Genomic DNA, 24,400 nt, shown 5'->3' with positions numbered 1-24,400 from the left:
TGCTCCGCATCTCAGCGGTAAACCAGGCCGCCGTCGATCAGACCCGACTGGCCGGTCATGTAATCGGCGTCCGGGCCGGCCAGATACGAGACGAAGCCCGCCACGTCATCGGGGGTTTCCGCGCGGCCCAGCGCGATACCACCGACGAACTTCTCGTAGGTCTCGCCTTCGGCCGCTCCGGTCAGTTCGGCGAACCGCTTGTCGATCTCCACCCACATATCGGTGCCGACCACACCCGGGCAGTACGCGTTGACGGTGATGCCGTCGGCGGCGTGTTCCTTGGCGGCGGCCTGGGTCAGCGCACGTACGGCGAACTTGGAGGCGCTGTAGGCGCCGAGCATCGCGAAGCCGTCATGGCCGGCGATCGAGGAAGCATTGATGATCTTTCCCTTGGTGCCGTTCTGTCTGAACATGGCGACCGCTGCCTGGGTGCCCCACAGCACGCCGTTGACGTTGATCGCCCAGAGCTTCTCGATCTGTTCGGGGGTGACGTCGGCGATCGGGACGACCAGGGCTATCCCGGCGTTGTTGACCATGATGTCGAAGCCGCCGAGCGCCGACGCGGCATGGTCGACGGCGGCGAAGACTTGTGGCCGGTCGCTGACGTCGGCCACGAATGTGGTTACTTTGCAGCCGATCTCGCTGATCTCGTTGGCGACGGTGTCGATACCGTCCGGTCGCACGTCGACCAGGGCCAGGTCAGCGCCGTCGCGGGCGAGCCGCAGCGCGATGCCGCGTCCGATGCCTCGTGCCGCGCCGGTGACCAGCGCGACCTTTCCGTTCAGGCTCATGATTCTCCGTTCGGGTCGACGAGCACTTTCATCTTGGTGCCGGCGTGCAGCGCCTCGAATCCCTCGTCGACTACGTCGTCGATCGGGATCCTGGTCACCCAACCGGTGGTGTCGTACTTGCCGTCGGCCATCAGCGCGATGACGGCCTCGAAGTCGGCACCGGTGTAGCACAGTGATCCCTGGATGCGGGACTCGTTCATCACCAGATTGAGAAGTGGTGTCTCCAGCGGCTTTTCATAGATCGCGACACTGACCATGGGTTTGCGGGACCCTACGCAGGCCAGCGCCGTCGCCACTGCGGGGGCGACACCGGCGGCATCGAACACCGCATCGGCCCCGCGTCCGCCGGTGTGCTCGGCGATGAAGCCGGTGACGTCGAGGGCGGCTGGGTCCAGGGTGCTCGCGCCCAGCGCCTCGATGGCGGCACGCCGGGTCGGAGAGGGTTCGACGACAAGGACGTCGTCAAGTCCCTTGCCGCGCAACGCGAACCACAGCCCTATCCCGATCGGCCCGGCACCGAACACCATCGCGGTGTCGCCGGGGCGTACGTCGCCGAGGGTGGCGGCGTGGTACGCCACCGACATCGGCTCGACGAGCGCCCCGAGTTCCAGCGAGACGTTGCCGGGCAGCTTGTGCAGCATGCTGGTCGGCACCACCGTGTACTCGGCCATCCCGCCGTCGGACATCAAACCGTGGAAGCCGATCTGCTGGCAGACGTTGTAATTGCCTGCGCGGCACGGTGCACAGTGGCCGCATTTGTAGATGGGTTCGACGGCCACGCGGTCGCCCTCTACCCATCCCGTCACCCCGTCGCCGACCGCGGTGATGGTGCCCGAGAATTCGTGCCCGATGGTGAGCGGCAGTTCGGCGGCGGTCAGTGGATGCGGCTGGGTCGGGATGAAGATCGGCCCGGCGTAGTACTCGTGCAGGTCGGTGCCACAGATCCCGTTGAAGCCGACTTTCAGTTTGACGGTGCCCGGCCCGGGGTCGGGTTCGGCGACGTCGTCGATCTCGATCTTGTTCGGTCCGTAGTACACAGCTGCCTTCATGCAGCAGTTCTATGTGACGGCGACCACATCCGAAAGAGTTGCAGGGGGTTGCACATGGCGTTGCAACGGTTCGCAACTCTTGCCAGACCCCGCGCCACAGGTGTGGTGTAGCTCACATGACTTCAACATTGGAACCTCAGACCGCCGGCGATGTGACACCGCAGCAGCGCGTCGACGCTTGGCTCGCCGCCTTCGAAGCCGCACTGGCCGACCGCGACGTCGAGCGGGTGGCCGGCATGTTCGCCGTCGACAGCTTCTGGCGTGACCTGGTGTCGTTCACCTGGAACATCAAGACGATGGAGGGCCGCGACCGGATCGCCGACATGCTCGGCGCCCGGCTGTCGGAGACCGACCCGTCCGGTTTCCGTACTCGTGAGGAACCCACGTCCGATGGCGATGTCACGTCGGCGTTCATCGAGTTCGAGACCGGCGCGGGACGCGGTGTCGGACACCTGCGCCTTCGAAGCGACTCAGGGACGGATGAGGCGTGGACGCTGCTGACCGCGCTGCAAGAGCTCACCGGACACGAGGAGCGCAAGGGAGCCTCCCGGGTACTGGGTGCGGTTCACGGCGACGACCCCGATGCCCGGTCGTGGGCGGAGAAGCGCGCCGAGGAGGAAGCCCAGCTGGGCCGCACGGTGCAGCCCTACACGCTGGTCATCGGTGGCGGTCAGGGCGGGATCGCACTGGGTGCGCGACTGCGTCAGCTCGGGGTGCCCGCCATCGTCGTCGACCGCCACGAGCGGCCCGGGGACCAGTGGCGCAAGCGGTACAAGTCACTGTGCCTGCACGACCCGGTCTGGTACGACCACCTGCCGTACCTGCCGTTCCCGCAGAACTGGCCGGTCTTCGCGCCCAAGGACAAGATCGGCGACTGGCTGGAGTTCTACACCCGGGTGATGGAGGTGCCGTACTGGCCGAAAACCACGTGCCTGTCGGCAACCTTCGACGAGGCGGACAAGCAGTGGACCGTCGAGGTCGACCGCGACGGTGAGCGGCTCACCCTGCACCCCACCCACCTGGTGCTCGCGACGGGCATGTCGGGCAAACCCCATGTGCCCGTGCTGCCGGGTCAGGACATCTTCCGCGGCGATCAGCATCACTCCAGCGCCCACCCCGGCCCTGATCCCTATGTGGGCAAGAAGGCTGTGGTGATCGGCTCGAACAACTCTGCGCACGACATCTGCAAAGCGCTGTACGAGAACGGTGTCGACGTGACGATGGTGCAGCGATCGTCGACGCACATCGTCAAGTCGGACACGTTGATGGACATCGGCCTTGGCGATTTGTATTCCGAACGCGCGCTGGCGGCAGGAATGACCACCGAGAAGGCCGACCTCACGTTCGCGTCGCTGCCGTATCGGATCATGCACGAGTTCCAGATCCCGCTGTACGACCAGATGCGGGAGCTGGACAAGGAGTTCTACGCCAGGCTCGAGGCAGCCGGCTTCGAATTGGACTGGGGCGCAGACGGTTCCGGACTATTCATGAAGTACCTGCGCCGCGGCTCCGGCTACTACATCGACGTCGGCGCGTGTGACCTGGTGGCCGACGGCAGAATCAAGCTGGCCCACGGCCAGGTCGATCGGCTCACCGAGAACTCGGTGGTGCTCGCCGACGGCACCGAACTACCGGCCGACGTGGTGGTCTACGCGACCGGATACGGCTCGATGAACGGGTGGGCGGCGGACCTGATCGGCCAGGAGGTGGCCGACAAAGTCGGCAAGGTGTGGGGGTTGGGCTCGGACACTCCGAAGGACCCCGGCCCCTGGGAGGGCGAGCAGCGCAACATGTGGAAGCCGACCCAGCAGGAGAACCTCTGGTTCCACGGCGGCAATCTGCACCAGTCTCGGCATTATTCGCTGTATCTGGCGCTGCAGCTCAAGGCTCGCTACGAAGGAATTCCCACTCCGGTGTACGGGCTGCAGGAGGTGCATCACCTGAGCTGAGGGCGACGCAAGCAGAATGGAGGCATGGCCTCTGACGACCCTTACCTCTGGCTCGAAGAAATCGCTGGTGACGAGCAGCTCGCGTGGGTGCGCAAGCACAACGAGCCGACTGTCGCCGAATTCAGCGACGAGAGGTTCGAGGAGATGCGCGCCGAGGCGTTGGAGGTTCTCGACACCGATGCCCGTATTCCGTACGTGCGGCGGCGCGGCGAGTTTCTGTACAACTTCTGGCGCGACGCCGAGAACCCGAGGGGGCTGTGGCAGCGGACCACACTGGAGAGCTACCTGACCGAGGATCCCGACTGGGACGTGATCATCGACGTCGACGCACTCGCCGCCGCCGACGGCGAGAAGTGGGTGTGGGCGGGCGCCGACGTCATCGAACCGGATTACACGCGGGCTCTGGTCAGCCTGTCACCGGGCGGCTCGGACGCGGCAATCGTGCGTGAATTCGACATGGTGACAAGACAATTCGTCGGTGGCGGGTTCGCACTCCCAGAGGCCAAGTCGCAGGTGTCATGGGAAGACCACGACACCGTCCTGGTGGGAACCGACTTCGGACCTGATTCGATGACCGAGTCCGGCTATCCGCGGGTGGTCAAGCGGTGGCGCCGCGGTCAGCCGCTGGCCGAGGCGGAGACGGTGTTCACCGGACCCGTCACCGACGTGATCGTCGGGGCATCGGTGGACCGCACACCTGGCTACGAGCGCACGATGCTGCACCGCGCCATCGACTTCTTCAACGATCAGGTGTACGAGCTCCGCGCCGGCGAGTTGATCCGCATCGACGCCCCGACCGACGCCAGCGTGTCCATCCACCGTGAGTGGCTGCTGATCGAACTGCGCAGCGACTGGGACACTGGCACCGCCTCATACCGCGCCGGGTCGCTGCTGGCCGCCGGTTACGACGAATTCCTGGCGGGGACAGCCGAATTAGCGGTTGTATTCGAACCTGACGAGCATTCCAGCCTGCACCAATACTCGTGGACTCTCGATCGCCTGCTGCTGGTGAGTCTGGTCGATGTCGCCAGTCGGGTCGAGATCGTGACACCGGGATCCTGGACCCGTGAACCCGTCGCGGGCGTCGGGGACAACACCGTCATCGTTGCCACCGATCCAGACGGCGACGAAATCTTCTTGGATTCCAGCGATTTCATCACGCCGTCGCGACTGCTGCACGGCACGGCGGGCGGCGAGCTCACCGAGATCAAGCGGGCGCCATCGTTCTTCGACGCCACCGACTTGGAGGTCTCCCAGCACTTCGCCACCTCCGACGACGGCACGGCCATCCCCTACTTCGTCGTTGGGCACAAGCACGACGGGGCGCCGAGCCCGACGCTCCTGGGTGGCTACGGCGGCTTCGAGGTGTCACGGACTCCCGGCTACGACGGGGTGCTGGGCCGGCTGTGGCTGTCACGGGGCGGCACGTATGTGTTGGCGAACATCCGCGGCGGCGGAGAGTACGGCCCGGGCTGGCACACCCAGGCCATGCGGGAGGGCCGGCACAAGGTAGCCGAGGACTTCGCCGCGGTGGCAAGCGATCTCGTCGCCCGCGGTATTACCACCGTCGAACAGCTGGGTGCACAGGGTGGCAGCAACGGCGGCCTGCTGATGGGCATCATGCTGACCAAGTACCCGCAGCTTTTCGGTGCGCTGGTGTGCCAGGTGCCGCTGCTGGACATGAAGCGGTTCCATCTACTGCTGGCCGGCGCGTCGTGGGTGGCCGAGTACGGCGATCCGGACGAACCCGAGGACTGGGCATTCATCTCGGAATACTCGCCCTACCAGAACATTTCGCCCGACAAGCGGTATCCCCCGGTGCTGATCACCACGTCGACGCGTGATGATCGGGTGCACCCCGGCCACGCCCGCAAGATGACGGCCGCGCTCGAGGCAGCCGGGCATCCGGTCTGGTACTACGAGAACATCGAGGGTGGCCATGCCGGGGCGGCCGACAACGCGCAGACGGCGTTCAAGTCCGCGCTGAGCTACTCGTTCCTGCATCGAATGCTGGGCTGATTGGGTGAGTTGACCAGCACGGACTATCGAGTACCCTCTAGCTAGCAGCTAACTCACCAGGGGGTTCGCCATGCAGGTCGACGTGGAGGAGATGCGCGCCGGCGCAAACCGGTCGTACAACGCCGCTTCCTTCGCCATGGAGGGCGCTGACCAGCTAGGTCGCGCAACAGTCGGCGCCGGCATCTTCGGTGGTTTCGCGGCTGCCGAGTCGTTTCACGGCGCCCTCTCCGAGGCACACAGCAACCACGTTCAGCGACTGCGGAGCCACGAGAATCGCCTAGGAGTACTAGGCGACAAGGGACACAAGGCAGCGTCGGTGTTCGTCGAGATGGAGGAACGCAACGCCGAGGCCCTGCGTTCGGTGTTGTGACCGCCTATCCGAGCCTCAAGCACATCAGCATCGGCGCTCTCGTCGGTGAGGCCGGCGGCGATCCGTGGCAGGTGGACCAGACGCTGCAGAGTGGGGATCCCGGGGCGATCAACGACCTCGGCCGGGCGTTCTACAACGCAGGCGCCTGCACAGCCGAGACGTACTCGGAGTTCGCGCAGGCACAGCAGCGATTTCAAGCTTCGTGGAACCGCGAGAACGGTGAGCACCCGATCAATGACAGCGCTGAGGTTCAACGCGCTACGACCCGGCTGATGGTCCAGCGTGACCAACTGCCGGCGATCGGCGTGGACCTGTCGAACATCGCGGCAACTCTCGCTGAGACACAACGCTTTTCTGGCATGCAGGTGGAGAACCTCAACACCCAGTTGCACTACATCGACGCACTGATCGATCAAGCATTGGCCCACGACCAGGACACCTCCGCCTTGGAGGACAACGCGATCGCAGCGACCTCCGGCGTGCTGCACCAAGTCGAGGCACTGCGCGACGACTACGGCACCAAGCTGGACGCGGCATTGACCGACTTGCGCGCCGAGCACGGTTACGACCCCGCCCCCATCGAGGGCGTCGACGGTGACGGTGAGCCCAGCGCCGAGCAGCGGGGCCGCGAATCCACCGATTACTACGACGCAAACCAGCGCGCCAAAGATGAGGCGCTGGTCAACGGCGGCGGGCCGATGACATCGGAAAAGGCCGACGCCGCAGCGCGTTTGCGTGACTTCGCCACGGCGACCAATCCCAGCGCGGACGCGGACGCTCGTCGGCTGGCCGGTGAACGACTGGATGATTTCCGGATGGCTCACTTCACGGGGCCACTGCCGAAAGATCCCATTCTCGGCGGAGACGCGCGCACGCAGGCGCAGAAGCGGCTAGACATGCAGCGGAAATTAGAGCAGGGGCTCTATGGCCTGCCGCCGATGTCGGCTGACCAAGCAACGCAGGCTTTGGACGAAGGAGACCAATTCGGACGCGTCGTTGCGGTGAAGCAAGCGATGAATGCGCTTACCAGCCAGGGCATGTCTGAGGACGGCGCTAAATCGGTGATCAATGACTTGGTCCATAGAGCAAGCGATCTCACTGACTACACGGGACCGGCGTCCGCGGGCGTCGAAGCCTACGGCGAGCGGGTGCCCGGTGGGCGCCACGCGAAGCTGGAAGACCTGCTGTCACCGGCCGATGCGGAAAAGTGGGCACATATCGCCGGAAAAGTCGGACGAGTTGGCGACATTATTCAACTCGGCACCGCAATCAGCGACCGCATCCAGGGCGGAAGCAACGAAGAGCTGGGCAGTGCTGTCGGCGGATTCGCAGGCGGCTCTGCGGCCGCGTGGGGAGCCGCAGCCGTCGCTGGGTCCTTCACCGGCCCTTGGACGACGGCGGCGATCGTAGTGGCGGCCAGTGTGGTGGGAAGCGCCGCTGGCGAACAGGTTGGCGGTGGCATCGGGTCGCTTTTCGACCCAGCATTGAGGTCTGCTGGCGGTGGTGGAGGGAGTTGGTAGTCATGGCGCACACTTTGGGCTATGCCGGTTTGGCCGCAATAGTCGCGGGGGAATTCTCAGCATGTTTCCGCTGTGGAGATCGGCGACTCTGTCGCCAGACTCGATCGAGCGCCGCGTCTACTGGACCGGGTGCGCGATTGGTATCACCCTGCTGTTCTGTTCTCAGATCCCCAACTGGGGCCAGGGAGTATTTTTCGCGCTCGGCACGGCGGTGGCCGTGCTGGCGATTGCATTCCAGTGGACCAACCACATCAAAATCAATGGCCGAATCTATTCGGCCTTCAACAACAACCGTCGCCCCGACCGGCCGCCAGCACTGGCTCCCGAGAATGCGGATGATTGATCGCTCGGTCTTCGCAGCTGTCCTGCACGGCCTTCGAGACCCCGTTGCCCGGCACTACGCCAAAGAGGACGACGAGGAATAGTCGTCCGCTAATTCGTCTTGGCCAGGCTCACCAATAGCGAGACGATCACCCCGATGATCACCAGGCCGCCCCCGACGACCAGGGTGATGTTCAGCCACTGATGCATGCTGTCCTGCGCGGTGTCGACCATCACCTCGGCGATCCGCCGGATATCACCGGACGAATTGTTCAACACCGCATCCAGGCGTCTGCGGCCGAATTCGATTGCCGCCCAACCGGCAGCACCGACCAACAGTGCTGACACTCCGAGCCCGACGAGCATCTTGCCCCGACTCCTGGCCACAAAAAGTGTCAGCAAGGCGAACAGCCCGGCTACCACAGCCGCACCGACGCTGACCCACGGACCGAAGGTCGCGACCGGACGCAACGCACCGGGCCGTAATGCCGCAGGCGCGTTGTCGGTCAACGGAACTGGTATCGACGACGGCAGTGTGACGTTGTAGTCATTCAACGTCTCTTTGAACGCGGCATCCGAGAGCATCGGCGCGGCGTCGATCACCCACCGGCCTTGCGAATCGACACTCGAGCGCACCCGGTCGGTGAACAACCAGCGGTGTGCGAAGCGATTCGCCTGCGCGAACTGTCCCGGGAACGTCGAACTCGCGGTGTACGCGGCGGCGACCAGACTCACCGTCCCGGTGTTCACGCTGGTACCCAATCGGCCCACCTGCGAGGTCAGCTCCGAGGCCATCGCCGACTGCAGTCCGGGATCGGCCGCCGCCTTCTGAGCCAGCGCCGCATAGCCGTCTTCGTCGACCAGGTGCTGCTGCACCCAGGCCGCCGGCAGGGCGACCGCCAACAAGAGCGTCGTGACGAGCCACATCAGCAGCGTCGTCGCGAACCGCACGCGTCCTCCTCTGCGGGGACGCGACGCCTCAGTCGGAGTGAGTTGCGCGGCCCACGATCAAGGGGTCGGGCTGGCCGACCACCTCATGGTCTTTGTTGTCGTAGTTGAACTTACTCAGCACGTGGCGCATCGCGTTGATCCGCGCGCGTTTCTTGTCGTTGCTCTTGATGACCGTCCATGGCGCGATCTCAGTGTCCGTCCAGGCGAACATGTCTTCCTTGGCCGAGGTGTACTCGTGCCATTTGTCCAGCGACGCCAGATCCGTCGGCGACAGTTTCCACTGCCGGACCGGGTCGACCTGGCGGATGGTGAACCGGGTGCGCTGCTCGCTCGAGGACACCGAGAACCACAGCTTGGTCAGGCTGATGCCGTCGTTGACCAGCATCTGCTCGAACAACGGCGCCTGCCGGATGAACTCAGCGTGCTGCTTGGGCGTGCAGTACCCCATCACCCGCTCCACCCCGGCGCGGTTGTACCAGGACCGGTCGAACATCACGATCTCGCCGGCCGCAGGCAGGTGATTGACGTAGCGCTGGAAGTACCACTGAGTGCGTTCCTTCTCGGTGGGCTTCTCCAGTGCCACCACCCGAGCGCCCCTGGGGTTGAGGTGCTCCATGAAGCGCTTGATGGTGCCGCCCTTGCCTGCCGCATCGCGCCCCTCGAACACCAAAACATGGCGTAGCCCGTGCGTCTGGCTCCACTTCTGCAGCTTCAGCAGCTCGATCTGCAGCAGCCGCTTCTGCTCCTCGTACTCGTTGCGCGACATCCGATGTTCGTACGGGTAGTTCTCCCGCCAGGTGTCGACGGCCAAGCCGGTGGCGTCGAGCAGCACCGGATCGTCATCGTCGTCATCGAAAACCGTGTAGCCGTGGCTGTCTAGTGACACGCGCGGAAATTAGCAGCGTGAAGGAAACCGGGGGTGACGCCGCGGTGAACGACCGATCCAGTCGACGAGCGCGGCAGCCAGGCACGCGATCGCGCTGCCCAGCAGAAGCCCGCCGACGGCGTCGGTGAAGTAGTGATACGTCACCGCCTGACCCAGCATCCCCAGCAGCGCCCAGACGATGGCGACCGCCACGACACACAGCCGCGCACCCACCACCAGAAGCACCATGCCGAGCACCACCACCATCAGCGTGGTGTGGCCGCTCGGGTAGGCGACCGCACCACCCTTCTGGCGACCGAACATCTCCTTGAATAAGCGTGAAAGCCACACGGCAGCAACAGGACTCACTGCGACCGCGGCGACCAGCGACCAGCGCCTCCGATAGGCGGCCAGCGCCAGCGCACCGACCAGAATCACCGCCACCGTGCGCTGATCGGTGAAGAACAGCAGTCGTCCCAGCCCACTGCCGTGGGCTTGCTGGAACCAGTCGTCGACCGCGGTAGAGCCCTTGCCCATAGCCCATCCGAGCAGCGCCATCGCGGCCAGCCCGACCGGCGGCCACCAGCGGACCGCGGCGGTGATCAGCGGGCGATGCCCCGCACGTAGGCCGCCTGACCCAGATGCTGGACACAGTCGTCGATGATGCTGACCAACCGGACGCTTGCCGTCACCGGCGGATTCCAGTTCTTGTCGACCACGCGGGCGAGGTCCTCGGGGGTGACGCTGGCGATGTACTCGAGGGTGACCTTGTGCACCGCGTGGTAGTAGCCGGCCAGCAGGTCGGCGGGCACCCGAACCTTGCCGACCTCCTCGGGAGTGTGGCCGTAGCCGTGCGCGTCGCGGGGCAGGTCCAGATCGAAGCGGTCCACCCATCCGCCGCTGAACCACACCTGCTCGGTTCCGGCGATATCGGCGAGCTGCGCATCCTGGACCCGGGCGCTGTGCCACACCAGCCACGCGATGCTGTTGGCCGTCGAGGTCGGCCGGAAGAACGAGAGTTCCTCGGTCAGATCGTCGGTGATGTCCTGGACGTGCTCGATGATGCGGGTGAACGAGTCCCGCAGCAGTTCGCGGGCGGCATCTGCGTCGGACAGTGAGTCGGCCATAACCGGAACGCTACGCGGAGTTCGTCGGGATCTGGGCGTCAGGCTGCGCGCCGTGGAAGACGGCTTCGACGTTGTTGCCCTCGGGGTCGCGGACGAAGGCGCCGTAATAGCCGGGATGGTATTCGGGCCACAGGCGCGGCTCGTGCAGGGGCTCGACACCGAGCGCCAGGGCGGTGTGGAAGAACGCTTGAACCGATTCGGCGTCTTTGGCGGCGAACGCGATGTGCACCTCCCGGTTCGGTCCGTTGGCGGCGCCGGCCGAGGCGTCGGCGATCCAGAACACCGGCTTGCCGTCGGTGCCGTAACCGATGGCCTCACCGAAGTCCATCACCCGGTGGTAGCCCAAGACGTGCAGCACCTTGTCGTAGAACTCCTGGGATTCGGCGTAGTTGTCACAGTTGATTCCGAAATGATCAATCACACCTCCATCGTGACAGGGGGTTGCGACGTAATGTCGTCGGTATGAGCTATGACCTGGTCATCCGCAACGGAACGATCGTCGACGGGCTGGGCGGGGAGCCCTACCCCGGCGACGTCGCCGTCTCCGACGGCGTCATCGCCGCGGTGGGCACCGTCCCCGAGAAAGGTGAGCGCGAGATCGACGCCACCGGGCTCCTCGTCACCCCCGGGTTCGTCGACCTGCACACCCATTACGACGGGCAGGCGATCTGGTCGGATCGGATGACGCCGTCGTCGGCTCACGGGGTGACCACCGCAGTCATGGGCAATTGCGGCGTCGGCTTCGCGCCGTGCCGCCCGGAAGACCACGACACGCTCGTCGACGTCATGGCCGGTGTCGAGGACATCCCCGGCGTCGTGATGGTCGACGGACTGCCGTGGACATGGGAGACCTTCCCGGAATTCCTCGACGCACTGGATTCGCGACAGCGGGACATCGACGTCGCAGCGTTCCTGCCGCACTCCCCGCTGCGGGTATACGTGATGGGTGAGCGCGGCGTCAACCGCGAACTGCCCACTCCCGAGGACCTGGCGATGATGCGCAAGCTGGCCGAGGAAGCTATTCGCGCGGGCGCACTGGGCTTCGCATCATCCCGGCTCACGCTGCATAAAACCTCTGGTGGACAACCGATTCCGAGTTATGAAGCGCAATACGAGGAGATCGAGGCCATCGCCCGAGGTGTCGACGACGCCGGCGGCGGACTGCTGCAGTTCGTGCCGGATCTGATGGCCGGAGACTACGAGGGCGCACTCAGCGCGGTGTTCGACGTCGCCTCGGACGTCGGGCTGCCGGTGACCTTCACGCTCGCGATCGGAAACGCGGGCCCACCCATCCACCTCGACGCACTGCGGATGGTCGAGAAGGCCAACGCCAACGGCGGCGACGTCACGGGGCAGATCTTCCCGCGGCCGATCGGCCTTGTTCTCGGTCTGGACCTGTCCGGCAACCCGTTCGTCATGTACCCGGCATACCGGGAGATCGCCCACCTACCGCTGGCCGAGCGCGTCGCCGAGATGCGTAAACCCGAAGTGCGCGAGCGCATCTTGAACGACAAGCCGGCCAGCGACGGGCATCCGCTGATGTTCGCCGCGCAAGCGTGGAACTACATGTTCCCGCTCGGCGATCCGCCGAATTACGAACCCTCGCCTGAGGATTCGATCGGCGCACGGGCCGCCGCCCGTGGCGTCAGCCCGCTCGAGGAGGCCTACGACCGGCTGCTCGACGACGACGGTCACGCCATGCTGCTGGTCACGCTGGCCAACTTCCGGGACAATTCGCTGGACACGGTGGCCGAGCTGATCCAGCGCGACGACGTCGTCCTGGGCCTGGGCGACGGCGGCGCGCATTACGGAATGATCTGCGACGCAAGCTTTCCCACCTACATGCTGACGCACTGGGTGCGGGACAGGCCGACAGGCCGACTGTCGGTGCAGCGAGTGATCCAGGAGCTGACGTCGGTGCCCGCCCGGATCGCCGGACTGGCCGACCGCGGCCGGCTGGCGGCGGGCTACAAAGCCGACCTCAACGTGATCGATGCCGATGCGCTGCGGCTGCACCAGCCGACCGTCAAGGCCGACCTGCCCGCGGGTGGGCGGCGGCTCGACCAGACTGCGGACGGCTATGTCGCGACGATCGTCGCCGGTGAGGTGATCTCGGAGAACGGGGTGCCGACGTCGGCGCTGCCGGGCAAGCTGATCCGCGGACGGCAGGCGGCGCCCTCGGAGGGCAGGAGCGCAGCGACCCGGGAATCGGTTTGAGCCGGGTCGCGCCGCTGGCTCAGCCGTGGAGTGATGCCGACGCCGCCGACATCGGCAGTTGGGGCCATCCGGATCGCACCTATGAGCCGCTGCTGCTGGTGCGGTGTCTGCAGCGGCACCCGGACATGGCGCGCAAGCTGCGCAAGATGGGCGAGTCGCTGTACGTCGACACCCGGCTGCCACCGCGCGTCCGCACCATTGCGATCCTGCGGATCTGCGGGCTGGTGCGCTGCGCCTACGAGTGGGGCGGCCAGGCCGCGTTCTGGGGACCGATCGCCGGGGTGTCCGGTGACGAGGCTGACGCGCTGGCGGTCGGTTCTGCTGACGACGCGCGATGGAGCTCTGCGGAGCGGGTATTGATCAGCGCGGTCGATGAGCTCGAACGCACCGGGTCGTGGTCGGCGTCCACCTGGGCGGCGCTGGGTGAGAGTTTCGACGACGAGCAGCGGATCGAGCTGTTGATCGCGGTCGGCTGGTACCGAACGGTGTGCACGTTGTGCAACGGGCTGGACCTTCCGGTCGAGGGCTGGATGCGGCCGTGGCCGTCAGTTGCGTGATGCGTCGCGCTTGAGCGCAGGGTGGCTCTTGGACAGCAGTGGCAGCAGCACGCGATGCGGCAACGCCTGGAAGATCCGGGTGCTGATCACGTTCTGAATGCCGGCGATGACGTCGCCGCGGTCGCCGGCCAGCGCGTCGATGCCGATCTTCGCGACGGTCCGCGACGGCATCCACATGAATTTCGGGAAGGCAGAGGCGAATTCGCGTTCGTCCATCCCGGCGGCGGCGAGGAACTCGGTGCGCACCGGGCCGGGGTGCAGGACCGCGGCGGTGACGCCGGTGCCGGCGAGCTCGCCGCGCAGTCCGGCGGTGAAGCTGCGGACGAAGGCTTTGGTGCCGGCGTAGCCGGCCTGCCCGGGAAACGGCTGGAAGCCTGCCGTCGAACCGACGTTGAGGATCGCGCCGCGACCGCGCGGCACCATCTGCTGGACAGCGCGCGAGGTGAGGTCGATGACGGCTTCGACGTTGACGCGTACTTGAGCGATCTCGTCGGCGACCGGTGCGGTGGCGACCGAGCCGACCACGCCGATGCCGGCGTTGTTGATCAGGATGTCCACGGTCAGGCCGCGTCGCTCGACTTCGTCGAACAGGGCGGCGCGGGCGTCGGCGTCGGCGACGTCGCAGGCGATGACCTCGACGCGGACTTGGTCGCCGAGCTCGGCCGCGAGCTCTCGGAGCTTGTCCTCGCGGCGGGCGACCAGGGTGACCCCGTGTCCACGGGCGGCGAGCTCGCGAGCGAGGTCTGCGCCGATGCCCGAGGAGGCGCCGGTGACGACAGCAGTGGACGTGGGGGACGGCGTAGGCAGCGGCATTTGGTTGGCAACCCTAGAGCAGTGCGGCGGTATTCCCCGGGTTTCGGTGGATCGGCGGCAGTATCGTCGGCCCATGAGCGTCAAGGTGGATCTCGACCAGCTCGCCGGAACGCTGGCCGACTATCCGTTCGGCTATCTCATCACCGTGAGCGACGAGCACCGCGCGCACACCGTCGCAGTCGATCCTCAGCTTGTCGCAGGTGTGCTCGACGTCGGTTCGGTGGGCAACAGCACGCGGCGCAACGCGCTCGCGCACCCCGACGTCACGGTGGTGTGGCCGCCGCGAGAGCCCGGTGGGTACAGCTTGATCGTCGACGGCCGCGGCGAGTTCACCGACGAGCGGTTGCGGGTCATTCCGCAGCGGGCGGTACTGCACCGACCGGCCGTTCCGGGAGGGGCGACGGCATCCGGCTGCGGCGACGACTGCGTGCCGTTGGGCTGAGCCGCGAGCGTGCGGTTTCGTCCGTGACACGCCGTCGATCGCGGATGAGAACGCACACTCACCACGTCCGCGGACAGCCTCGCGCCATGAGTGCTTGCCCGACCCGGTCGAGGAACACCTCTGGATTGTTGTGCAGCATCGAACTCGTCACCCGCACATCGATCCATCCGAGCTCTGGCAGTCGCGCGTAACGTTCGATGTCCTTCGATCGCTGCTTGGGGTCCGTCCAGTGATGCGCTCCGTCGAAGTCGACGCCGACCCGGTATTCGGGCCATCCCATGTCGAGCCGGGCCACCACGTACCCATCGTCGTCGCACACCCTTATCTGCGTCTGCGGTCGCGGAAACCCATTGCGGACAAGCAGGATTCGGGTCAACGTCTCGTACGGCGACTCAGAACCCCCGTCCACGAGATCCAAAGCGTCCCGCAGCTGCCTGAGCCCGCGGACCCCACGATGGGCAGCGATCACGGCAGAGACGTCGTCAACCTTGACCTCCGTCGCGTTCATGAGGGCATCGATCCGTTGTATTGCGGCCGTGACATCAAGTCGTCGTCCGAGATCGAACGCGGTCCGAGCCGGCGTGGTGACAGGCAGCCCCCGTGTCTGTTGGATCTCGACAGGCAACAACGTATCCGAATGTACCGAGATCAGTTGTGGTGCACGTCGATTGGTATGCACCAGCTCCGCAGCCACGTCCGAATCGATCCACTTGGCGCCCAGCAAGGCCGACGCGGACAAACCGGCCAATACGCCGCAGCGCCCCGACCAGAGCCAGGCGGCGCGAGCCCGGTCGATGGCCGAGAGTTCCGCGCCGCGCGGAGCCCAGACGCCTGGATAGACCGCGGCATGAAACCGCCTGAGCTCACGGAATGAAAGCAGGTCAGCCGCCATGGCCTCCGCCGCGATGAACGGCCAAGGGACGGTCCGCATCAACGAAGAGTGTCAGCCGTCCGCGAAGCACGCCTCGTCCGTCCACAGCCCGGCCGCGACTGTGCGGATTGATACGCCCGCCGCGGCGTGTTGCGTATGAAACCGCACGCTCGGGGTGAGGTCACGGGGGACAACGAAAAAGCCCCGGCTCGCCAAGCGAGCCGGGGCTTCTTTCGTACTGGGACTTAGAAGTCCATACCGCCCATGCCACCGGTCGGGTCGCCGGCAGGTGCGGCGGCCTTCTCCGGCTTGTCGGCGACGACGGCCTCGGTGGTGAGGAACAGAGCCGCGATGGACGCCGCGTTCTGCAGCGCCGAGCGGGTGACCTTCACCGGGTCGGCAACGCCGGCCTTGAGCAGGTCCTCGTACACACCGGACGCGGCGTTGAGGCCGGTTCCGGAGGGCGAGTTCTGGACCTTCTCGGCGACAACGCCGGGCTCGAGGCCCGCGTTGAAGGCGATCTGCTTCAGCGGAGCCGACAGCGCGACACGCACGATGTTGGCACCGGTCGCCTCGTCACCCTCGAGCTTGAGCTCGTCGAGAGCCGGAGCCGACTGCAGCAGAGCCACGCCACCACCGGCGACGATGCCCTCCTCGACGGCGGCCTTGGCGTTGCGCACGGCATCTTCGATGCGGTGCTTGCGCTCCTTGAGCTCCACCTCGGTGGCAGCGCCGGCCTTGATCACCGCAACACCGCCGGCCAGCTTGGCCAGGCGCTCCTGCAGCTTCTCGCGGTCGTAGTCGGAGTCGCTGTTCTCGATCTCGGCACGGATCTGGGCCACCCGGCCGGCGATGGCGTCGGAATCACCGGCACCCTCGACGATGGTGGTCTCGTCCTTGGTGACGACGATCTTGCGGGCCTGACCCAGCAGCGAGACATCGGCGGTCTCGAGCGAGAGGCCGACCTCCTCGCTGACAACCTGGCCACCGGTCAGGATCGCGATGTCCTGCAGCATGGCCTTGCGGCGGTCACCGAAGCCCGGGGCCTTGACGGCGACGGACTTGAAGGTGCCACGGATCTTGTTGACCACCAAGGTGGACAGGGCTTCGCCCTCGACGTCCTCGGCGATGATCAGCAGCGGCTTGCCCGACTGAATGACCTTCTCCAGCAAGGGAAGCAGGTCCTTGACGGTCGAGACCTTCGACGACACAAGCAGGATGTACGGATCCTCGAGGACCGCTTCCTGGCGCTCGGCGTCGGTCACGAAGTAACCCGAGATGTAGCCCTTGTCGAAGCGCATACCCTCGGTGAGCTCGAGCTGCAGGCCGAAGGTGTTCGACTCCTCGACGGTGATGACACCCTCGTTGCCGACCTTGTCCATGGCCTCGGCGATCAGGTCACCGATGGTCTGGTCGCCCGCGGAGATCCCGGCGGTGGCCGCGATCTGGTCCTTGGTCTCGACCTCCTTGGCGCTCTTGAGGAGCGTCTCGGTGATCTTCTCGACGGCCTTCTCGATGCCGCGCTTCAGGCCGAGCGGGTTGGCGCCGGCAGCGACGTTGCGCAGACCTTCGCGAACCAGGGCCTGAGCCAGCACGGTGGCGGTGGTGGTGCCGTCGCCCGCGACGTCGTCAGTCTTCTTGGCGACTTCCTTGACCAGCTCAGCGCCGATCTTCTCGTACGGGTCCTCGAGCTCGATCTCCTTGGCGATGGACACACCATCGTTGGTGATCGTGGGGGCGCCCCACTTCTTCTCCAGGACGACGTTGCGACCCTTGGGGCCCAGCGTCACCTTTACCGCGTCGGCGAGGGCGTTCAGGCCCCGCTCGAGGCCGCGGCGGGCCTCTTCGTCGTAAGCAATGATCTTGGACATTGCGAAGTGAATCCTCCGGTTGGGGATGGCACGTCTTCGGTCGGGTGCAGTGCCCGCGACGGACGGCTGGAGAGTGCTCCGCGCGTACGCGGCCCCGGCCTCACCGTCCCGACCTAGCACTCACCGGTCGCGAGTGCCAACCACATTCTTAGCACTCGCCCTAGGCGAGTGCAAGAAGTGGATCAACCGTTCACCCGGCGCGTAAACCGGCCACGATGACGTTGGTGATCCGGTCGGCGACGTCGTCGCCGTATTCCTGGCCGCTCTTGCACACGACCAGCAGTGCCTTGAGCTCGGCGACACCGACGTCGGAGCGCGCGGCACCAGCCTGTTGCGCCGCCACCAGCATCTCCCCCAGCACTTCGAGGAACTCCGCCTCGGCGCCGGGCGCCGCGGAGTCGAGGTCGATCCCGTAGCTCGCCAACGCCTCGACCATGCCGTGGTCGGCGGCACCGGAACGCACCATCTCGCGGAGGAATTCGAACAGCGCCGTGGACGGATCAGCGGCGAGCAACTCCCGCCCCCGCGCCACGACCAGGCGCACCCGATCGCTGATGACTGCTTCGAACAAGGCTTCCTTGGTCGGGAAATGCCGGTAGACCGTGCCCGCGCCGACCCCGGCGCGCCGGGCGATCTCGTCGATCGGCACGGCCAGCCCCTGCTCGGCGAAGACCTCGTAGGCCACCTGCAGTACCCGGGCGCGGTTGCGCGCGGCATCAGCCCGCAGCGGCCGGCAGCTCAGCACCACCTCACACCCCTTCACGCGTTGACAAAGCGGGGCGCACGTTCCGTATAGTCGAAGAAACCGGGGCGTGCGCTCCGTTTATCGAGTTTAGACGAGGAGATCTGCATGGCCCACTGGACTGCAGCCGACATCCCGGACCAAACGGGCCGCACCGCGGTCATCACCGGCGCCAACACCGGCCTGGGCTATGAGACCGCCCGCGCGCTGGCAGCCAAGGGCGCGCACGTGGTTCTCGCCGTCCGCAACCTCGACAAGGGCAAGGCCGCCGCCGACCTCATCGTGCGGCGCTACCCCGGCGCCGACGTCAGCGTCCAAGAACTCGACCTGACCTCGCTGGCGTCCATCCGCGCCGCCGCCGACGAGCTGCGCGCCCGTCACGACCGCATCGACCTGCTGATCAACAACGCCGGCGTGATGATGACGCCGAAGCAGACCACCCAGGACGGGTTCGAGCTGCAGTTCGGCACCAACCACCTCGGCCACTTCGCGCTGACCGGCCTGCTGCTGGATCGCGTGCTCGCCGCCCCGGCCTCGCGGATCGTCACGGTCAGCAGCAACGGCCACCGATTCGGACGCATGCGCTTCGACGATCTGCAGTCCGAACGCAGCTACGACCGCACCCGCGCCTACGGTCAGGCCAAGCTGGCCAACCTGCTGTTCACCTACGAACTCCAGAAGCGCCTGGCCGCGACCGACACCATCGCCACCGCCGCCCACCCGGGAAGCTCGGCCACCGAGTTGGGCCGCAACCTGCCCAAGATCGTCGAGTGGGGATTCGGGCTGACCGTGCAGAGTTCAGAGATGGGCGCGCTTCCGCAGCTGCGCGCGGCCACCGACCCGACAGTGCGCGGCGGCCAGTACTACGGACCCGGCGGACTGCTGCAGATGCGGGGCTATCCGAAGCTCGTCTCCTCCAATCGCCGGTCGCACGACGTCGCGGCGCAGAAGCGGTTGTGGGCGGTGTCCGAAGAACTGACGGGCGTGACCTACCCGCTCGGATGAGCGGCACAATGTAGCCATGTCGCTGCATGTGCCGCCCTATCCCCCGCCGCGGTACGAGGGGGACGGCGACATCAGCGCCACCTTGCGCAAGGCCGACACCCCGGCCGACTTCGAAGTCGGCCCGGTCAAGTACACCTACCTCGCCACCGACACATCGACCGGCGGCGACTTCGGTCTGTACCGCGTCGACCTCGGCCCGAAGGCGGGTGGCCCCGGGCCGCACTTTCACAAGGCCATGTCGGAATCCTTCTTCGTGCTGTCCGGCCGGATCCAGTTGTTCGACGGCCGCGACTGGACCGTCGGCGAGCAAGGCGACTACCTGTACGTCCCACCCGGTGGCATCCACGGTTTCGGGAACCAGTCCGACGAGCCCGCCGCGATCTTGATGTTGTTTGCTCCCGGCGCGCCCCGTGAGTTCTATTTCGAGGGGTTGCCCAAGCTCGGCGAGCTGACCGACGACGAACGCCGCGAGTTCTTCATTCGCAACGACAACTTCTTGGTCTGACGACACGCCGGATCGAAGTGCGCGGGCGGATCCGCTTGCACTAGAGTCCATCTCGACCGAGAGGAGTCCCAGGGGTGCGGGCAGTTGATGCGCCCAGCACCCAGGCGTTACGGGGCTGGCAGCGACGGGCGTTGGTCAAGTATCTGGCCGCCAAGCCGCGCGACTTTCTCGCTGTCGCGACCCCCGGCGCCGGTAAGACCACCTTCGCCCTGCGGATCGTCGCCGAGCTCCTCGCCGAAGGCACCGTCGAAGCGGTCACCATCGTCGTCCCCACCGAGCACCTCAAGATCCAGTGGGCGCAGGCCGCCGCGCGGCACGGCATCTCCCTGGACCCCAAGTTCTCCAACTCGAATTCACAGACCTCCGCGGAGTATCACGGTGTCGTCGTCACCTACGCCCAGGTCGCCAGCCATCCCACCCGGCACCGGGTACGCACCGAGAACCGCAAGACCCTCGTCGTCTTCGACGAGATCCACCACGGCGGCGACGCCAAAACCTGGGGTGACGCGATCCGGGAGGCGTTCGACGACGCGACGCGCCGGCTGGCCCTGACCGGGACCCCGTTCCGCAGCGACGACAGCGCGATCCCGTTCGTCAACTACGAGGTCGGTCCCGACGGCTTCGCCCGCTCCCAGGCCGACCACACCTACGGCTATTCCGACGCGCTGGCCGACGGTGTCGTGCGCCCGGTCATGTTCATGGCCTACTCCGGTGAGGCCCGCTGGCGCGACAGCGCCGGCGAGGAACACGCGGCACGCTTGGGTGAGCCGTTGACCGCCGAGCAGACCGCCCGGGCCTGGAAGACCGCGCTCAACCCGGCCGGCGAATGGATGCCCGCGGTGATCGCCGCGGCCGACACCCGGCTGCGCGGGCTTCGCGAACACGTGCCGGACGCCGGCGGCATGATCATCGCCTCCGATCAGACCGCAGCCCGCGCCTACGCCGACCTGCTGCTCAAAATCACCGGCGAGGCCCCCACCGTCGTGCTCTCCGACGACAAGGGCGCCTCGGATCGCATCTCGCAGTTCTCGGAGAGCACCTCGCGCTGGCTGGTCGCGGTGCGGATGGTGTCCGAAGGTGTCGACGTCCCGCGCCTCGCGGTCGGCGTGTACGCCACCAGCGCCTCGACTCCGTTGTTCTTCGCCCAGGCGATCGGCCGGTTCGTGCGCTCACGGCGGCCCGGTGAGACCGCCTGCATCTTCCTGCCGTCGGTGCCCAACCTGCTGCTGCTCGCCAGCGAGATGGAGGCACAGCGCAATCACGTGCTGGGCAAGCCGCACCGGGAGAACCTCGAGGACGATCCACTCGAGGCGGAGCTGGCCAAGCAGAACCGCGACGAACCCGACGAGGGCGACAACAAGATCGAGTATCTGGGCGCCGACGCCGAGCTCGATCAGGTCATCTTCGACGGCTCGTCGTTCGGGACCGCGACACCGGCCGGCAGCGACGAGGAGGCCGACTACCTCGGCATCCCGGGCCTGCTCGACGCCGCATCGATGCGAGATCTGTTGCGGCGCAGGCAAGAAGAGCAGATCGAGAAGCGCACCGCCAGCGGTGAGGTGCCGCGGCTGACCACGCACGGTCAGCTGCGGGATCTGCGCCGCGAACTCAACGCCCTGGTGTCGCTGGCCCACCACCGCACCGGCAAGACCCACGGTCAGATCCACAACGAACTGCGCCGCGTCTGCGGCGGACCACCGGTGGCCGCTGCCACCACCGATCAGCTCAAAGCCCGCATCGAAGCCGTTCGCAGCCTCACCTCGTCGTAAACCAGCTACGCTGCCGCCATGACGCCAGCCGGTCTGTCTGGAATCCCCACGGCGCCAGGGCGTCTGCCGTTGATCGGCCACGCCCACATGGTCACGGGTGACCCGCGCGAGTTGCTGCTGCGCGCCCCCGGCATCGGTCCCATCGTCCGGGTGTACCTGGGGCCGCGAGCCTCCTACCTGCTCACCACCCCGGAGCTGATCCGCGACGTCAGCCTCGGCCGCGCCGGGTCCTTCCACCGCGAGCCGATGCGCGAGGCCATCCATGAATTGGTCAGTGGCGCGACCAATGTACTCAGCGGGCCCGAACACGACCTGAGGCGCCGACTGATCGCCCCGGTATTTCGCCAACGCCGCCTCAACGAATACGGGGTCACCGTCGCAGCGATCGCCGACGACTGGGCAGGCTCACTCGTCGGCGGCGCCCAGACCGACTTGCGGGCCAGCGTGCACCAGCTGGTGATGCGCACCATGCTGGCAACCTTGTTCCGTGCCCAATCCGACGCCGAAGAGATCGACGTCATCCGCGAGCGAACCCCTTGGCTGCTCAGCGAAGTCATCATTCGTGGCGCCCTGCCCAAGACCGCAAGGCAGTTGCGGCTGCTGGCCAACCGCCGATTCATCGCCGATTCCAGGCGGGTCCGTGCCGCGCTGCGGTCGCTGATCGAGCGCCGGCGCCACGCACCCGACGAGGGCGACATGCTGTCGGCGCTTCTGCATCACGTCGACGAGGAGACCGGGGCGACGCTGTCCGATGACGACCTCGTCGACGAACTACTGCTGGCGTTGGCGGCGAGCATCGGATCCCAGTCGTCGATGTTCTCCTGGCTCATCTACGAGACGAGCCGTGCGCCCGGCATCGCCGCGAAGATCCGCGACGAACTGGACTCCGTAGTCGGTTCTCGCCCAGTGGAAGTGGGCGATGTGCCTGCATTGCGCTACCTGCGCAATGTTCTCACCGAGACGCTGCGGCTGTGGGCGCCGTGGATCAGCATCCTCACCTCCGACGGGCCGGTACGCATCGGCTCGGTGGAGTTCGGAGATGGCACCAACATCTTGTTCAGCCCGTTGATGGTGCACCTTCAGGACCGGTATTTCCCCCATGCATCGACCTTCGACCCCGACCGCTGGGAATCCGACACGGTGGACCGGGACGTCATGATGGCGTTCGGCCTGGGTCAACGGCATTGCCCCGGAAGCCAATTCGCGTTGTTGTCGATCACGCTGCAGGCGGCGGCATTGTTCTCGCGGTGGGACATCCGGCTGCCTGCCGGTTTCCAGGTCAAGCCGCAAGCCAAGGATTTCGTGCTGTCGCCGGCATCCCTGCCGGTGGTGTTCTCGCCCCGAACACCCGGCTAGCGGGCCGCGGTCTTCTCCACGATGTCGCAGACTCGCGGCACACCGTCGCCGGTCGCCTGCAGGCGCGCGCCGAACGCTTCTGCCCGGGAACGCATATCCGGATCCAGGATGGCATCGATGCCGGCGCCGAGGGTATCGGCCCGCAATTTCGTGAACGGAATGTGCGCACCGACCCCGAGTCTTTCGACCTGGTGTCCCCACACCGGCTGATCGAACGACACCGAGCACACCAGCGTCGGCGACCCAGCCCGCAGGCTCTCGAAGAGCGTGCCGATGCCACCGTGGTGGACAGCCGCCTTGCAGTGCGGGAAGACGAGGTCATGAGCCAGCGCGTCGACGACCTTCACGTTGTCGGAGGTGTTCCGCAGTTCGGGGCTCAGGTGGGCGCCGCCGACGCTGACCAGCGCCCGCTGGCCGGTTCTTTCGCAGATGTGCTCGATCATGCCGAGCACCGATCCGAAATCCAGAATGGGCATGCTGCCGAACCCGAAGAAGATCGGCGGCGTACCGGCGTCCATCCACTGGAGCACCTCGGTGTGGTCTTCGGCCGACTCGCCGATCGCCGCCCGGGCCGACTGCGGCAACCACAGGAAACCCACCATCGGCCGCGACGAGCCCCACTCCTCGGCCAGGCCCGGCACGAACGCGGGGTCGTACATCTGCAGCTCGGGGACATTGCGCCCCGCGAGAATCGATTCGGTACTGGCCCACGATCGCGGTAAGCCGAGCTTGCCCCGGAGGTTGTTGAGGTACTTCCCGAACACCACGGTCCGCAGTCGCTCGATCGCGGACCACGCCACGCGATTGAAAACCCCGGGCACCTTCCAGTTGGCCGGCACCGATCCCGGCGGCGCGTACAAACTGTTCTTGCGGCACGGGTAGGTGTGCAGTGTCACCATCGGAATACCCAGGGACTCAGACACGATCGCAGACCGGTCCTCACTGAACGTGGTGCAGACGATCATCTCCGCTCCCCTGGAGATGTCGATCAGTTCGTCGTCCATCCGGTCGGCGTATTCCGACATCTGCTTCGACACCATCGACATCAGCTTGAACGTGCTGCCCGCCGCCAATGCCTTCTGACCCTCCGGAGAGGAATACAACGCATGGACATCGGGGCCGAACTGGCGCGCGGTCAGACCGGCTCTGGCGACGAAGTCGACGAAATTCGTTGGTGCCCCGATGATCACGTCATGGCCGCGGCGCTCGAGTTCCAGACCGAGCGCCACCCCGGGCTGAACGTCCCCGCGACTCCCGACCAGCGGTATGAGGATCCGCACTCTAGGGCCC

Annotated in this window: 24 protein-coding genes; 12 read left to right on the top strand and 12 right to left on the bottom strand. The window is 66.3% G+C overall.

The features are described from left to right. Positions 1 to 11 precede the first annotated feature (11 nt). Both D3H54_RS03545 and D3H54_RS03540 read right to left on the bottom strand, forming a co-directional pair. The gene (locus tag D3H54_RS03545; protein WP_149377892.1) at positions 12 to 791 is read right to left on the bottom strand and encodes an acetoin reductase; all 780 of its coding nucleotides are present in this window, start codon (positions 789 to 791) and stop codon (positions 12 to 14) included. Beyond that, on the bottom strand, positions 788 to 1,840 hold the full coding sequence (locus D3H54_RS03540) for a 2,3-butanediol dehydrogenase (protein WP_149377891.1): 1,053 nt from the start codon (positions 1,838 to 1,840) through the stop codon (positions 788 to 790). Before D3H54_RS03540 ends, D3H54_RS03545 begins: the two co-directional genes overlap by 4 nt. 116 nt (positions 1,841 to 1,956) lie before the next feature. Between D3H54_RS03540 and D3H54_RS03535 the strand changes: the two genes are divergently transcribed. The 5 genes from D3H54_RS03535 to D3H54_RS03515 all read left to right on the top strand — a co-directional run bounded on the left by D3H54_RS03535 (position 1,957) and on the right by D3H54_RS03515 (position 8,041). Further along, complete coding sequence (locus D3H54_RS03535; protein WP_210419642.1) at positions 1,957 to 3,789, top strand: NAD(P)/FAD-dependent oxidoreductase; 1,833 nt, start codon at positions 1,957 to 1,959, stop codon at positions 3,787 to 3,789. Between the two features lie 24 nt (positions 3,790 to 3,813). Beyond that, positions 3,814 to 5,808 (top strand): prolyl oligopeptidase family serine peptidase, encoded by a 1,995-nt coding sequence (locus tag D3H54_RS03530; protein ID WP_149377889.1) that lies wholly within the window; start codon positions 3,814 to 3,816, stop codon positions 5,806 to 5,808. Between the two features lie 70 nt (positions 5,809 to 5,878). After that, positions 5,879 to 6,178 carry a DUF2563 family protein gene (locus D3H54_RS03525; protein WP_149377888.1) on the top strand — a complete coding sequence of 100 codons (300 nt, stop codon included), beginning with the start codon at positions 5,879 to 5,881 and terminating at the stop codon, positions 6,176 to 6,178. Further along, entirely contained in the window at positions 6,175 to 7,698 is a 1,524-nt protein-coding gene (locus D3H54_RS03520; RefSeq protein WP_432246479.1) for a putative alpha/beta hydrolase, read from the top strand. The genes D3H54_RS03525 and D3H54_RS03520 overlap by 4 nt, the downstream gene beginning before the upstream one ends. A 61-nt stretch (positions 7,699 to 7,759) precedes the next feature. Continuing rightward, a complete protein-coding gene (locus D3H54_RS03515; RefSeq protein WP_149377886.1) occupies positions 7,760 to 8,041 on the top strand; it encodes a hypothetical protein in 282 nt (93 codons plus the stop codon). A gap of 89 nt (positions 8,042 to 8,130) precedes the next feature. On the opposite strand, the gene D3H54_RS03510 is transcribed toward D3H54_RS03515, so the two are convergent. From D3H54_RS03510 to D3H54_RS03490, 5 genes are read right to left on the bottom strand one after another with little or no spacing between them, the layout of a single operon-like run. Further along, entirely contained in the window at positions 8,131 to 8,970 is an 840-nt protein-coding gene (locus D3H54_RS03510; protein WP_149377885.1) for a hypothetical protein, read from the bottom strand. A gap of 28 nt (positions 8,971 to 8,998) precedes the next feature. Next, entirely contained in the window at positions 8,999 to 9,856 is an 858-nt protein-coding gene (gene ppk2, locus D3H54_RS03505; protein WP_149377884.1) for a polyphosphate kinase 2, read from the bottom strand. A gap of 9 nt (positions 9,857 to 9,865) precedes the next feature. Continuing rightward, positions 9,866 to 10,393 (bottom strand): phosphatase PAP2 family protein, encoded by a 528-nt coding sequence (locus tag D3H54_RS03500; RefSeq protein ID WP_149377883.1) that lies wholly within the window; start codon positions 10,391 to 10,393, stop codon positions 9,866 to 9,868. Positions 10,394 to 10,437: 44 nt separating this feature from the next. Then, positions 10,438 to 10,962, bottom strand: coding sequence for a mycothiol transferase (locus tag D3H54_RS03495; RefSeq protein WP_149377882.1), 525 nt, complete (start codon positions 10,960 to 10,962; stop codon positions 10,438 to 10,440). A gap of 10 nt (positions 10,963 to 10,972) precedes the next feature. Further along, the gene (locus D3H54_RS03490; protein ID WP_149377881.1) at positions 10,973 to 11,383 is read right to left on the bottom strand and encodes a VOC family protein; all 411 of its coding nucleotides are present in this window, start codon (positions 11,381 to 11,383) and stop codon (positions 10,973 to 10,975) included. A 41-nt stretch (positions 11,384 to 11,424) separates the two neighbouring features. On the opposite strand from D3H54_RS03490, the gene D3H54_RS03485 reads away from it, so the two are divergent. Both D3H54_RS03485 and D3H54_RS03480 read left to right on the top strand, forming a co-directional pair. Beyond that, positions 11,425 to 13,179 (top strand): N-acyl-D-amino-acid deacylase family protein, encoded by a 1,755-nt coding sequence (locus D3H54_RS03485; RefSeq protein WP_149377880.1) that lies wholly within the window; start codon positions 11,425 to 11,427, stop codon positions 13,177 to 13,179. Next, positions 13,176 to 13,736: a carboxymuconolactone decarboxylase family protein gene (locus D3H54_RS03480; RefSeq protein ID WP_149377879.1), complete on the top strand. Its 561-nt coding sequence runs from the start codon at positions 13,176 to 13,178 to the stop codon at positions 13,734 to 13,736. Before D3H54_RS03485 ends, D3H54_RS03480 begins: the two co-directional genes overlap by 4 nt. On the opposite strand, the gene D3H54_RS03475 is transcribed toward D3H54_RS03480, so the two are convergent. Further along, a complete protein-coding gene (locus tag D3H54_RS03475; protein WP_149377878.1) occupies positions 13,725 to 14,549 on the bottom strand; it encodes an SDR family NAD(P)-dependent oxidoreductase in 825 nt (274 codons plus the stop codon). The genes D3H54_RS03480 and D3H54_RS03475 overlap by 12 nt on opposite strands. 73 nt (positions 14,550 to 14,622) lie before the next feature. On the opposite strand from D3H54_RS03475, the gene D3H54_RS03470 reads away from it, so the two are divergent. Further along, positions 14,623 to 14,991, top strand: coding sequence for a pyridoxamine 5'-phosphate oxidase family protein (locus tag D3H54_RS03470; protein ID WP_149377877.1), 369 nt, complete (start codon positions 14,623 to 14,625; stop codon positions 14,989 to 14,991). 58 nt (positions 14,992 to 15,049) lie between these two features. On the opposite strand, the gene D3H54_RS03465 is transcribed toward D3H54_RS03470, so the two are convergent. The 3 genes from D3H54_RS03465 to D3H54_RS03455 form a co-directional block, all read right to left on the bottom strand. Then, entirely contained in the window at positions 15,050 to 15,922 is an 873-nt protein-coding gene (locus tag D3H54_RS03465) for an endonuclease domain-containing protein (protein WP_149383321.1), read from the bottom strand. A 185-nt stretch (positions 15,923 to 16,107) separates the two neighbouring features. Next, positions 16,108 to 17,733 (bottom strand): chaperonin GroEL, encoded by a 1,626-nt coding sequence (groL, locus tag D3H54_RS03460; protein WP_149377876.1) that lies wholly within the window; start codon positions 17,731 to 17,733, stop codon positions 16,108 to 16,110. 190 nt (positions 17,734 to 17,923) lie between these two features. Further along, a complete protein-coding gene (locus tag D3H54_RS03455) occupies positions 17,924 to 18,481 on the bottom strand; it encodes a TetR/AcrR family transcriptional regulator (RefSeq protein ID WP_149377875.1) in 558 nt (185 codons plus the stop codon). A 102-nt stretch (positions 18,482 to 18,583) separates the two neighbouring features. On the opposite strand from D3H54_RS03455, the gene D3H54_RS03450 reads away from it, so the two are divergent. The 4 genes from D3H54_RS03450 to D3H54_RS03435 all read left to right on the top strand — a co-directional run bounded on the left by D3H54_RS03450 (position 18,584) and on the right by D3H54_RS03435 (position 23,110). Continuing rightward, positions 18,584 to 19,480 (top strand): SDR family NAD(P)-dependent oxidoreductase, encoded by an 897-nt coding sequence (locus tag D3H54_RS03450; RefSeq protein ID WP_149377874.1) that lies wholly within the window; start codon positions 18,584 to 18,586, stop codon positions 19,478 to 19,480. A gap of 16 nt (positions 19,481 to 19,496) precedes the next feature. Further along, a complete protein-coding gene (locus tag D3H54_RS03445) occupies positions 19,497 to 19,985 on the top strand; it encodes a cupin domain-containing protein (RefSeq protein WP_149377873.1) in 489 nt (162 codons plus the stop codon). A gap of 74 nt (positions 19,986 to 20,059) precedes the next feature. Then, positions 20,060 to 21,754, top strand: a complete 1,695-nt coding sequence (locus tag D3H54_RS03440; RefSeq protein ID WP_149377872.1) for a DEAD/DEAH box helicase — start codon at positions 20,060 to 20,062, stop codon at positions 21,752 to 21,754. A gap of 18 nt (positions 21,755 to 21,772) precedes the next feature. Beyond that, positions 21,773 to 23,110 (top strand): cytochrome P450, encoded by a 1,338-nt coding sequence (locus tag D3H54_RS03435; protein ID WP_149377871.1) that lies wholly within the window; start codon positions 21,773 to 21,775, stop codon positions 23,108 to 23,110. Here the strand turns inward: D3H54_RS03435 and D3H54_RS03430 are convergent. Further along, on the bottom strand, positions 23,107 to 24,390 hold the full coding sequence (locus D3H54_RS03430) for a glycosyltransferase (protein WP_149377870.1): 1,284 nt from the start codon (positions 24,388 to 24,390) through the stop codon (positions 23,107 to 23,109). The two genes, D3H54_RS03435 and D3H54_RS03430, sit on opposite strands and share 4 nt — an antisense overlap. Between the last annotated feature and the right edge of the window lie 10 nt (positions 24,391 to 24,400).

Origin of the sequence: Mycobacterium sp. ELW1, from assembly GCF_008329905.1 — a bacterium.
Lineage (GTDB): Bacteria > Actinomycetota > Actinomycetes > Mycobacteriales > Mycobacteriaceae > Mycobacterium.
Note: the sequence above shows the minus strand (reverse complement) of the source record. Positions and strands in the feature narration are given on the sequence as shown.

Bases quoted from the DNA above. Each gene is read 5' to 3' on its own strand.
- D3H54_RS03545 (WP_149377892.1), bottom strand. From the start codon at position 791: ATGAGCCTGAACGGAAAGGTCGCGCTGGTCACCGGCGCGGCACGAGGC.
- D3H54_RS03540 (WP_149377891.1), bottom strand. From the start codon at position 1,840: ATGAAGGCAGCTGTGTACTACGGACCGAACAAGATCGAGATCGACGAC.
- D3H54_RS03535 (WP_210419642.1), top strand. From the start codon at position 1,957: ATGACTTCAACATTGGAACCTCAGACCGCCGGCGATGTGACACCGCAG.
- D3H54_RS03530 (WP_149377889.1), top strand. From the start codon at position 3,814: ATGGCCTCTGACGACCCTTACCTCTGGCTCGAAGAAATCGCTGGTGAC.
- D3H54_RS03525 (WP_149377888.1), top strand. From the start codon at position 5,879: ATGCAGGTCGACGTGGAGGAGATGCGCGCCGGCGCAAACCGGTCGTAC.
- D3H54_RS03515 (WP_149377886.1), top strand. From the start codon at position 7,760: ATGTTTCCGCTGTGGAGATCGGCGACTCTGTCGCCAGACTCGATCGAG.
- D3H54_RS03500 (WP_149377883.1), bottom strand. From the start codon at position 10,393: ATGGCGCTGCTCGGATGGGCTATGGGCAAGGGCTCTACCGCGGTCGAC.
- D3H54_RS03495 (WP_149377882.1), bottom strand. From the start codon at position 10,962: ATGGCCGACTCACTGTCCGACGCAGATGCCGCCCGCGAACTGCTGCGG.
- D3H54_RS03485 (WP_149377880.1), top strand. From the start codon at position 11,425: ATGAGCTATGACCTGGTCATCCGCAACGGAACGATCGTCGACGGGCTG.
- D3H54_RS03475 (WP_149377878.1), bottom strand. From the start codon at position 14,549: ATGCCGCTGCCTACGCCGTCCCCCACGTCCACTGCTGTCGTCACCGGC.
- D3H54_RS03470 (WP_149377877.1), top strand. From the start codon at position 14,623: ATGAGCGTCAAGGTGGATCTCGACCAGCTCGCCGGAACGCTGGCCGAC.
- D3H54_RS03465 (WP_149383321.1), bottom strand. From the start codon at position 15,922: ATGCGGACCGTCCCTTGGCCGTTCATCGCGGCGGAGGCCATGGCGGCT.
- groL (WP_149377876.1), bottom strand. From the start codon at position 17,733: ATGTCCAAGATCATTGCTTACGACGAAGAGGCCCGCCGCGGCCTCGAG.
- D3H54_RS03450 (WP_149377874.1), top strand. From the start codon at position 18,584: ATGGCCCACTGGACTGCAGCCGACATCCCGGACCAAACGGGCCGCACC.
- D3H54_RS03445 (WP_149377873.1), top strand. From the start codon at position 19,497: ATGTCGCTGCATGTGCCGCCCTATCCCCCGCCGCGGTACGAGGGGGAC.
- D3H54_RS03435 (WP_149377871.1), top strand. From the start codon at position 21,773: ATGACGCCAGCCGGTCTGTCTGGAATCCCCACGGCGCCAGGGCGTCTG.